This window comes from Paenibacillus sp. MMS18-CY102 (assembly GCF_009789195.1).
Lineage (GTDB): Bacteria > Bacillota > Bacilli > Paenibacillales > Paenibacillaceae > Paenibacillus_T.
The window spans coordinates 185,372-195,970 of record NZ_WSTC01000006.1 but is presented as its reverse complement, the minus strand read 5'-3'; the positions used below and the strand labels follow the sequence as shown (position 1 = coordinate 195,970).

At 49.0% G+C, this 10,599-nt stretch carries 6 protein-coding genes and 1 rRNA gene; 1 reads left to right on the top strand and 6 read right to left on the bottom strand.

What is annotated here, in order from left to right:
• Nucleotides 1-218: ribosomal RNA gene (locus tag GON22_RS06605) — 16S ribosomal RNA — on the bottom strand; the annotation flags it as partial.
• A 439-nt stretch (nt 219-657) separates the two neighbouring features.
• On the opposite strand from GON22_RS06605, the gene GON22_RS06600 reads away from it, so the two are divergent.
• Nucleotides 658-1,188 carry a hypothetical protein gene (locus GON22_RS06600; RefSeq protein ID WP_160395311.1) on the top strand — a complete coding sequence of 177 codons (531 nt, stop codon included), beginning with the start codon at nt 658-660 and terminating at the stop codon, nt 1,186-1,188.
• A 61-nt stretch (nt 1,189-1,249) separates the two neighbouring features.
• Here the strand turns inward: GON22_RS06600 and GON22_RS06595 are convergent, their stop codons facing one another.
• The 5 genes from GON22_RS06595 to GON22_RS06575 all read right to left on the bottom strand — a co-directional run bounded on the left by GON22_RS06595 (nt 1,250) and on the right by GON22_RS06575 (nt 10,583).
• Nucleotides 1,250-1,537: a hypothetical protein gene (locus GON22_RS06595; RefSeq protein ID WP_160395310.1), complete on the bottom strand. Its 288-nt coding sequence runs from the start codon at nt 1,535-1,537 to the stop codon at nt 1,250-1,252.
• 67 nt (nt 1,538-1,604) lie between these two features.
• The gene (locus GON22_RS06590) at nt 1,605-2,369 is read right to left on the bottom strand and encodes an SDR family NAD(P)-dependent oxidoreductase (RefSeq protein WP_202113116.1); all 765 of its coding nucleotides are present in this window, start codon (nt 2,367-2,369) and stop codon (nt 1,605-1,607) included.
• 132 nt (nt 2,370-2,501) lie between these two features.
• Entirely contained in the window at nt 2,502-3,314 is an 813-nt protein-coding gene (gene speD, locus GON22_RS06585; RefSeq protein WP_160395309.1) for an adenosylmethionine decarboxylase, read from the bottom strand.
• A 317-nt stretch (nt 3,315-3,631) separates the two neighbouring features.
• A complete protein-coding gene (locus GON22_RS06580; RefSeq protein ID WP_160395308.1) occupies nt 3,632-9,199 on the bottom strand; it encodes a non-ribosomal peptide synthetase/MFS transporter in 5,568 nt (1,855 codons plus the stop codon).
• Nucleotides 9,192-10,583 carry a glycosyltransferase gene (locus tag GON22_RS06575; protein ID WP_160395307.1) on the bottom strand — a complete coding sequence of 464 codons (1,392 nt, stop codon included), beginning with the start codon at nt 10,581-10,583 and terminating at the stop codon, nt 9,192-9,194. The genes GON22_RS06580 and GON22_RS06575 overlap by 8 nt, the downstream gene beginning before the upstream one ends.
• Between the last annotated feature and the right edge of the window lie 16 nt (nt 10,584-10,599).

Sequence of the window (10,599 nt, the reverse complement as noted above, 5' to 3'; positions counted from 1 at the left end):
CCTTCTTTCCCGATTCCCTCATGCGAGAAAATCGCGTATCCGGTATTAGCATTCGTTTCCGAATGTTATCCCAGTCTTACGGGCAGGTTGCCTACGTGTTACTCACCCGTCCGCCGCTAAGCATCAGAGGTGCAAGCACCTCATCAACTCCGCTCGACTTGCATGTATTAGGCACGCCGCCAGCGTTCGTCCTGAGCCAGGATCAAACTCTCCATAAAAGAAGTTTGTAGCTCATTTTGAAACATTTATTCTGACAGTTTCGCTCGTTGTTCAGTTTTCAAAGAACAATTTCGACAACTTTTACATCTTATCAGATGATGTTTAGTTGGTCAAGCTTTTATTTCGATTTGTTTCGACAACGTTCATTATCTTAACAGATAATATTTCGTTGTGCAAGCTTTTCTTTCAACATTCTTGTGAGATGCGATCTCGTTCGTTTGTTTCAGTTTCGCTCACCGGCGTGTTGTTCTCGCGACCGGAATTAGAATATACCATAGCCCGTCCACACAATGCAACCCTTTTTCTCAAACAAATTAAAAAAACATCGGCATTAAACTTTTCCTACATTAATACACCAATAAGTTCGTATGTTATTGACTTCGGCGCGTGAACCATTTACCTTGTGAAGCATGAGTTATTATAGAAGAAGGTGTAAGCATGAGTGAATCAAGAAAACGCGCAAAGCAGTTATTTGTCGAATATAAAGGGAACAGGCTACAAATGCATCGAGATGGACACTTCGCTGAATATCAAGCATTGGGAGTAACAGCCGAAGAAGAAGCACACTGGTTCGAAGAGATGGCCAACCATCTGGGCTCCTCCTTATCCATAAGGGATTGGGAAGCGGTAACTGGCTTAGAAATGATCGCCCGAAGTCATCCTAATCCTCAAATCATTATACAAGTAACTGCTTTCGTAACCCGCCACCTTATGAGTGCAGACAGTATCGTTAAGCTAATTTATGCTGAGAAGCTGGTTGCTCTGATTAAATTGCTTAAGAACGAGCTATCACAGGATCAACTGTATCAATCTTATAAAGCTGCTGAGACTTTGCTGCAACATATTCAAGCTAGCCCTCTCGTGGTTGATCCGGGACATGAACTAGAATTGTTCGATCTGAAAGACAAGCGCTCCCTCAATAATCGCGCGCAGAAATGTCTTGATCTGTTGTACGACACCATAGGTTAGTGATACTAGCTAACTAAAAAAGCCGGACAGCTTCCCATGGAAGCCGCCTGGCTTTTGCACTTTATCCCTGTGGCTCGATCCCAAGCTCAATCGCACGCTGAAGAGTCACATCTGTAAATTTGCGTTTACGGTATTTTTGTTCAACCTCTTCTTTCGTCAGTGCTGTAAATTTGAAATCCTTGTTTTGATAGACCCATGTCTTCTTGCCCCAATCGACATGGATCGTTCGGCTTGCTACTTTCTTTACGACTCCAATCTCCATAACAACACTCGTTTCACTCGATCCGAATGTCTTGATGCAGAACTTTCCTACCAAATATGAACCTGCCACCATTACCACCGTCCACATGTTTGTCTTTCTTACAGTATACCGTATCCCGCTTCAAAAGGATAAGCCAACTTCACTAAGCGCTTCTTTAGATCGCAGGCATTACGTTACCGCCGGAAACGGGTACATAGGCTCCAGTAATAAAACTTGCTAAACTAGAAGCCAAAAATGCTACGACATTCGCAATTTCTTGATCCGTGCCACGGCGGCGCAGCGGAACTGTCCGCTCATATTCTTCACTGTGCTCAGTGTTATTTTCACGATCGCGTTCACTAATTGTCCAGCCTGGCGCTACTTGATTGACTGTAATCTGATGTTCGCCAATTTCTTTGGCCAGCACGCGGCACACGCCATCCATTCCGCGCTTGCCTGCAATATATGCGGATTGCGTCGGGAAATTTTGCATCGCACATTCCGTATTAATGGCAATGATCCGTCCGCATTGTTGCTCAATCATGTGAGGGACAAATGCTTTTGCCGCATGAACGATTTGAAGTACGGTTGTATTGAATTGGTCTACGTAATCACTCGTATTCTGCTCAAGCACTGAAACCCATTGGTATTGGGAAACGGCGTTTGCAACAACAATGTTGGGGAGCCTAAATCCTTCAACCAGCTTCGACTTCATATCCATGACGGAGTCCAGCTTCGACATATCTGCTTGAACAATATGCGCTTGCCGCCCTATCTGCTCAATCTCTTGTTTCAGTTGGGCCGCTTTATTCTTGTTACTATAATAATGAATGATAATATCCGCTCCGCTAATCGCAAGTGTTCTTGCAATTACGCGCCCGAGCTCACCTGTCGCACCTGTGACAAGCGCTGTCTGGTTTGTTAAATCAATTGCGATCATATGGCTGCTTCCCCTCTCCCGAAACAGTAATAAAGCCGCCCACGATAGGACGGCCGCGATGTTTAAGCTATTCGATTCGTGTGCTGGATGTCCTGCAATCGTTGAGAACGCACAACATTCCGATTCAATATACTATAATTTATTGAAATTTTTACCATAAAATATTTCATCCATTTCAATCTTAAGCAGGTCGGCAATGTTTCTCTGCTCCTGTTTGCTTAGCACATCCTTCGTATATCCGAACAGATAGTTATTGAGATCAAATTGGCGGAGCTTGCATTTCGTATGAAAAATGTTCTCCTGATACACATTCACGTCAATCATATCGTACATATCGATGACTTCATCTGGTATGTAATTTTGGATCGAGTTAATGTCATGATCAATGAACAGCTTATTGCCATGGATGTCCCGCGTGAATCCCCGGACTCGATAGTCGATCGTCATAATATCTGTATCGAACGAATGAATCAAGTAATTGAGCGCCTTCAAAGGGGAAATCTCGCCGCAGGTCGACACGTCAATGTCTGCGCGGAACGTACTGATCCCTTCGCTCGGGTGATATTCAGGATACGTATGGACCGTAATATGACTTTTGTCCAGTTGCAGCACGACATTGTCCGGCAAAGGGCCCGGCGACTCTTCATACGATTCCGTCGGCACCTCAACAATTGGCCCTTCCGACACCAGCAGCGTGACGCTTGCTCCTTGTGGGACATAATCCTGTTTGGCTGTGTTAAGCACATGCGCTCCGATAATGTCTGCAACTGTATTGAGGATGCCCGTCAACCGGTCAGAATTGTACTGCTCGTCAATGTAAGCGATGTACGCTTCCCGCTCCTCTTTCGTCTTCGTGTAACAAATATCATACATATTAAAGCTAAGGGATTTGGTCAAATTGTTGAAGCCATGCAACGTAATTCGCTGCTCTTCAGTAAATGCCATCACGATCATCCTCCTGTCCTTTCGTACTATCTCCATATTAGCGCTGGAACATTCGCCATGAATTGACACGTTCGGAAGCTGATCAAATGAAAGGTCGGGACAGGGGAGGCAGCATTGGCAGTAGAGGCAGAACGTGACCGATCGTATGGAGAAATCCGTGAATGCGATTTCGGGATCATGCAAAGCATTAACGCCTACGCTGAGGCGCTTGGTGCTCGTTAGGGCAGGTTTTTCTGCCCTATTAACTGCCCTCCGGGGCATGTTACAAATAAAAAAACGATTCTGCTCATCAATGAGCAGAATCGTTGATTCATGGATTAAGCCGACAAGGTGCGTCCCTTGCTTTCTTTCGCAGCGTTCATGGCTTCCTGCAGTTGTTGGTCTGCAAGCTCCTGAAGCTTATCTTTGTCTTTAATAATGAGTGCATCTGGAATAATATCTGGCAAAATCGTTTCCATATCCCGCAGCGGCCGGTACTTCATGCCGATAATGCCCCAAACGAATAGCACGATTCCAATTAGCGTAACAAGAACGCCGATTCCTCGCCCTTCCCCGACGCCGAAGATTGGGCCAAGAAGGTTCGACCAAGCGCCGTCTTGCATCATTAACGGTTCGAACAAATCGTCCGCGAGCGGACCCGCTACGATAAAGCTGATCGGGCGCATCAGGAACGCGAGCATCATATTCATGGCGAATACGCGCCCTTGAAGCTCTAACCCTACTTTTGCCTGAATGATCGATTGCCAGTGGGTTTCGAGGAACGCCAAGGCAAATCCGAATCCTAGCAATCCGATGAACGGGAATGCTGGATGCGGTTGAAGGCCCGTTAAGATTACGGACAAGCCGATCAATACGACAGAGCCGACCATTCCGGTCGTCCGGCGGCTGAAACCGCCCCAAATGCTGATGAGGAGAGAACCGACTAACGTACCAACTCCCCAGCCGGTATAAATAAAGCCGAGCACATCAGCAGTCGAAAACTTCATGACCAGCGGCGTAGTCAACACGTTGAACAACGTCATGAGGAAGTTCGTCAACATGAAGAACAGTACCATAGCGACGAGGCTTTTCCGTTTGATGATATAGTTCCATCCGCCGAGAATTTCCTTCATGATCGGTTCTTCTGCTTTCCAGTACAAGCGATTAGGGAAGCGGATCATCGAAAGTGCAAACAAACAGAATACGAAAGAGACAATATCAATCATTAGCAAACCGCTCATGCCAATGGATACGACCATCAGGCCTCCCAAGGCTGGGGCGGCGATGCCAGTTACTGCATTCGTAATTCCGTTGATGCTGTTCGCCTGGGCTAAATAACGCTTCGGTACGAGCTGCGTGACTGCGGCTTGGGACGCCGGCCCCATAAACGAGCCTGCCATCGCCGATAATACGGCGGCCGCGCACATATGCCATAGCAGCAAATTGTCCGTCCAATACAGAATGCCGATAAAGCCAGTTGCTACTAACGCCATAACTTCGGATGCCATCATAATTTTCCGGCGGTCATACCGGTCTGCAATCGCTCCTGCGAACGGGAGAAGCAGGATGCCTGGAATCATAGCAAAGACAGAAATCATCGCAAAGTCGCCCACTGATCCCGTTTCTTGATAAACCCACAAGCCTAATGCAAATCCAAGAAGGTTCGATCCCATCATAGAGATGAGGCGGCTAAACGATACGACGAAGAATGCAGCCATGCTAGGCTTCATTCTTCGGCTGTCTTGTTTGCCTACAAACGATTCAGCAGCACTTGCGACTTCCTGATTGCTTGCAGACACAGCGCCCGCAGCCTTCCACATACGGTTCTGCTCCACGATATGTTCAGCCAATTCATCTGGCTGATGCTTCTGGAAGTAGTGGCCCGCATTCGGAATAACTCTCAAGTTAACGTTATCGCTAAAATCTTCCCAGTCGGCGTATTGTTCTTCATAGAACAGCGTCATCCGGTCAGATCCGCCAACAACACATGTAATCGGAGCCTTCAGCTTCGGATAATTCTGTTGCGAGTATAAGGATGTGTAGTAATCCTCCGCTTCTTTGCCGTCATGTTGCGAGCTTCGCATCATAAACGTCTGCTCTTCTTCGGAGATGCTGTCATCAAGCCCCCCGAATGCACGGAATGTTTCCTTGATCATTTTGGTAGACATTAGCTTGTGCCGCGGGAAAAACCGATGCCACCATTCGAACAGCTTGCCTGGAAGCCTTGCAGCCGGGAATGTCCCTGCCATGAAGACGCCTCGCAGATCAAAGCCTTCTTCTTCCAACATGTAAGCGAGCTTCAAAGCGGCAGCTCCGCCAACGCAGTGGCCATACAACAAGATAGGCCCCTTCACTTGAAGCTTGATTTCCTCAAGCAAGCTCGCCATCGCAGCATCTAGCGGCTCAAGCGGCTCATCCGCCCTGCTGAAATCATGGCCAGGCAAATCAGCGGCAAATAGCGAGAACCGTGCAGGCAATGCTTCCGCTAGATTCCGGAACGTAATTGCGCTGCCTCCGCCAAATGGCAAGCAGATGACACTCGCATCCTTGATTGCAGCTGAGATCGGCCGGGTCAGCTCATGAAGCAGCTTCGTTCCTTCGCCTGAACGGCTAGCGCCCATTCGTTCTGCCAGCTCACGGATCGTTGGATATTTGATCATATCCATTACGCTAACTCCAGAGCCAATCTTGCGCACGATCTTAATCGCTTTGAGCGACTCTCCGCCAATATCGAAGAAATCATGGTCGATGCCGATTTGCTCTACTGGCAGCTCCAGCGTCTCCGACCAAATCTGAGCAATACGCGTTTCTATTTCATTGCGCGGCGCTACCATCAAATCTGCCATATCCGCAAGGGAGGCTTCTGGCAAAGGCAGTGCTTTGCGTTCGATTTTGCCATTGGCGTTCAGCGGGAACTGGTCCATTACGCAGAAAGCAGATGGGACCATATAGTCCGGCAAAATGTCTTTTAACGATTTGCGCAATTCCGAAGTCGAGTAGGCTTCCGAGTTGGAAGGAATGACGTAAGCAACAAGCCGCTTGTCGCCCGGCGTGTCTTCCCTTGCGATGACGATCGCATCCCGGACATCCTTTTGGGCCAAAATGACGCTCTCAACCTCGCCTGTTTCAATCCGGAATCCGCGAATTTTCACTTGGAAGTCCGTACGCCCGATAAATTCAATGTTGCCATCGGCCCAGTACCGAACCAGGTCACCTGTCCGATAAAATCTGCTTCCAGCCTCCGACGAGAATGGATTAGGCAAGAAACGTTCCTCGGTCAACTCCGGCTGTCCGTAGTAGCCTCTCGTTACAGTCAGGCCTCCGATGTAAAGCTCGCCAATCGCCCCGATTGGAACCGGCTTGCCTAATTCATCCAATACATAGGTGCTGACACCGGCAATTGGACGCCCTAGCGGAACGGTCGACTTGTAAGCAGGAGGACGGCTCGGAACCGGATAGGTGAGTACAGAAACGGTCGTTTCGGTCGGTCCATAATGGTTCTGGATCGTACATGTCGGGTTCATTTTCCGAATCGTATCGATCATTTCCCAGTGGGATGCTTCACCTGCAAAAATCAATCGTTCACGAGGAAGCACATCAGCAGGGTTATCGATGTTCAGCAGCGCCTCGAAGTGGCTTGGAACGATTTTCATGCAGTCGATTGGATGTTTGCGGAAATAGGCCGCGAATGCATCCGGATCGGCAGCGCGCTCATACTTCAGAATATGCAGCGTTCCTCCACCGATAAGCGCTCCCCAGATCATCGTTGAGCCAAGATCTGCCGCGAACGTCGTAACCATGGCGTAATGCCAATTTGGCTTTAGGTCAAGCTCCTGCATAATGCCGCTAATATAGTGGCTTAATTGGCGGTGTTCAACCCCAATGCCCTTCGGCTTGCCCGTCGATCCGGACGTAAACAACAGGTAGCCCAGTTGCTCTGGCGAAACGGTGACGTTCAGATTAGCAGCATCCATTGCCTCAATTGCGTCGATCACTTCATCGGTATCCAGGACAATTGTCCTTACGCCTGGAAGTTCAAGAACCTCTTCAGCTAGTTCCGATTCCGTAAAGAGAATCGATACGCCCGCTTCTTGTATGACCGTTTTCACGCGTTCGATCGGATTTTTCGGGTCCAAAGGCACATAGGCTCCGCCCGATTTCATAACGCCAAGCAGCCCAGCCATCATGTCGAGCGACCGGTCTAAGTACAGCCCGACTACCGTTTCCGATTTAACGCCCAATTGGCCCAAATAGCGTGCCATCTGGTTCGCTTTTTCGTTCAGCTGCTTATAGGTGTAGGACTTGTTCTCGCAGCGGACAGCTTCTTGATCAGCAAGGCGTTCCGCTTGGCGCTCGAATTGCTGAAACGCAGGCTCAGGCTCTCTTAATACAGGCAAATTTCGATTATTCCACGAAACGACAACCTCTTCATAATCTTCTTGTGGCAATTTGGTAATTTCATGGAGAGGCAGTTCTGGCTGTGAGGAAGCCAGGTCTAAAATAGAAATCAAATGGCGATGCATGCGGCGAATCGTCTGTTCTGTGAATAGTTCGGGGTTATAGGTCAGGGTTCCGGGATACGCTTCGTCTCCGTCTTCCCAGATCGCCAGCGTAACGTCGAATCCTCCGCGCATGCGGTCGACCTCGATTGGGATCATTTCCAGCTGGGGATTAATTAGCTTGCCATGCGGAACTCCTTCTAGCAAGAACATCGTTTCGATCAGCGTACTGCGCATCAAGCTGCGTTCTGGCTTCAGCGCTTCTACGACTTTATTAAACGGCACATCCTGGTGGTCGTTCGCCTCCAGTACTGCTTCTTGCACCCGTTTAACCAGCTCTCTGAAGCTTATTTCGGGTTCAATCTTCGTCCGTAATGCGACTGTATTCGCAAAATAGCCGATTAAATCGATTGTTTCCCGCTTCGTGCGGTTCGTTACGGCAGAGCTGACGATCATATCATTTTGTCCGCTATAGCGTTGCAATAAAAGCTTATACGCGGAAAGAAGTGATATGTACAACGTACATCCCAGCGTTTTTCCGCTTTCCCGAATTCGCTTAACCAAGGAGGCTGGAATCGCAAATTCGAACGTTTTCATGACGTACTGATTTTCTAACGGCTTACGGTTAAAATCGATCGGAAGGTCCAGAAGCGGCAATGGCTTTGCCAATCGGTTCTGCCAATAAGCAAGCTGCTTCTTGTACTCTTCTCCGCCAACCCAGCCCTGCTGCCAAGCCGCATAATCTGGATATTGCACCGGGAGTTCCGTTAAGCGCGCTTGCTCACCAGTTAGATATGACTGATAGAATGACTGGAATTCCTTGTCGAATACACGAGCAGACCATAGATCATATACGATATGATGGGTCATCCAGAGCAAAACATGCTCTTCCTCAGAAACGCGGTATAGATTAACGCGCACCAAAGGGCCATCTTGCAAATTAAATAGTTCCTTGGACGTTTCCTTCATGATTTCGATGAGTGAGGCTTCGTCCTTGAACGACTGTCCAGGCTCTGGCAGTATCCGATTAATGCTAACTGTCATCGACGGGCGAATGACTTGCACAGGATCCTCTTGCCCATCAGGGAAATACGCACGCAGCACTTCATGCCGCTTCACGATTTCATTGATTGCAAAATGGAGAGCGTCCTCGTTCAATTTGCCAATAAAGCGGTAGGAGTTAGCGAAGTTGTAACGTGGCGTGCCCGGATTAACATTCTCGTAAAACCATATCCTCGCTTGCGCTGATGACAGGGGAAACGAGTTCTCTCCCTCTTGGCGGGCAAGCTTAGGCATGGCCGTCTGGTCAACGGTTTCCAGCTTCTTGCGCTGTCCAAGGCGCTCGGCGAGCAGAGCCCGCTTCTCTGGCGACAGCTTCTCCAGAAGCTCCTGCTGGGTTTTACTCATCTTGCACCCCCGCTAATTCCTTGCGCTTGCGCAGCAATTGCTGGATCAACTTCGCACGTTGTTCAGCAGAGCTTTGCATAATGCGGTTCACTGTCTCGCTTTCTGCAGTTGCTGCCGTTTGGCTCATAGCGGTCATCTCGGAAGCCGCCGCCGCATAGTCCAAAGCCAATCTTTCGCTTGAGATTGCGAACGACTTCTGCCCTACGATCCGCTCCGCCACTCCGCAAGCATACTCCATCGTATCGTGATTATGCATAATTTCCTTCATCTGCATGCAACGTTCCTTCACATGCGGCGAAGCAATCCGCTTAAGCGCATCAGCTATCAAATGGGGCTCCCATAATGCAGGAGGCAAATACTCGCCCAGCCCAAGATTTTTGACTCGCTTGCCGTTATCCGGCCGGTCCGTATCCGCCGCTAGCGCTAGCTGGGGAACGCCGCCTGCCATCGATCCGCTGACAGTTCCGATGCCGCCGTGATGAATAATGCTTCCAAGAAGCGGATATACCGCAGCTAGCGGGAGCACGCTGTACCATTGCATATTGTCCGGAAGTTCCGCAGGCAGAAGCTCCTCATGCTGCGTCACGATAATCGCCCGTTGTCCCGTCAATCGGCATGCTTCCACACAAACCTCGTAAAAATTCGACTTCAGCAGCTTGCCAGTTCCCCCTGTTATGAGCAATGGTGGTTCGCCAGACTCAAGGAACGTTACCAACGACTCAGGCAATGGCTCCAGCTCCGCCTCATCGGCAAGCGGGAATCCTACTGGCTCGACATCAAAGCCCCATTCAGGCTCACGCGATGCGTATTCTTCCGGCCAAAAACCGATATTGGTTTGAATAGCCTTCGCCCACGACAGCCAGTCTTTCACTGGCGCAAGCCCATTATGTTCACGGAAACGGTTGATCAGCGAGATTGAAAAATCAAAGGACAAGTCCGCCCATGTTTGCAATTGCGTCACGTAGCTAGGCGCCAAAAATCCTGCAATGATCGGAACGCCAAGCTTTTCGGATACCATCATCGCGATAAAGCCCGACATCTCCCGGCAAATAAGAACAGAATCAGGCGCTTGGCACAATTCGCTGAGAATGTCGTATTCTTTTTGCAGCTTGTCTTGCGCGTAATAAATTTCCTCATACTTCGCGTACAAATCCGGTTTAGTCAACGGATTTTCTAGCATGTACAAGTCTTTCATAATTTGCTTGTACTGCTCGGGTGGATCCAGTTCCCTAAATTCGATTCCCGCTTTGTGGGCGAGAGGGCCAAACGCGCCATGCGTAACTAAGGTGACCCGATGTCCCCTTTTCTTCAAGGCAGCCGAAAACCGAAGGAAGGGAAGCACGTCTCCTTTGGTCATATGGGCGCTGACAACAAAATTTGCCATCTGTATTATTTCACTC

Coding starts and splice junctions, on each gene's coding strand:
- GON22_RS06590 (WP_202113116.1), bottom strand. CDS start 2,369: ATGATCGCAATTGATTTAACAAACCAGACAGCGCTTGTCACAGGTGCG.
- GON22_RS06595 (WP_160395310.1), bottom strand. CDS start 1,537: ATGTGGACGGTGGTAATGGTGGCAGGTTCATATTTGGTAGGAAAGTTC.
- speD (WP_160395309.1), bottom strand. CDS start 3,314: ATGGCATTTACTGAAGAGCAGCGAATTACGTTGCATGGCTTCAACAAT.
- GON22_RS06600 (WP_160395311.1), top strand. CDS start 658: ATGAGTGAATCAAGAAAACGCGCAAAGCAGTTATTTGTCGAATATAAA.
- GON22_RS06580 (WP_160395308.1), bottom strand. CDS start 9,199: ATGAGTAAAACCCAGCAGGAGCTTCTGGAGAAGCTGTCGCCAGAGAAG.
- GON22_RS06575 (WP_160395307.1), bottom strand. CDS start 10,583: ATGGCAAATTTTGTTGTCAGCGCCCATATGACCAAAGGAGACGTGCTT.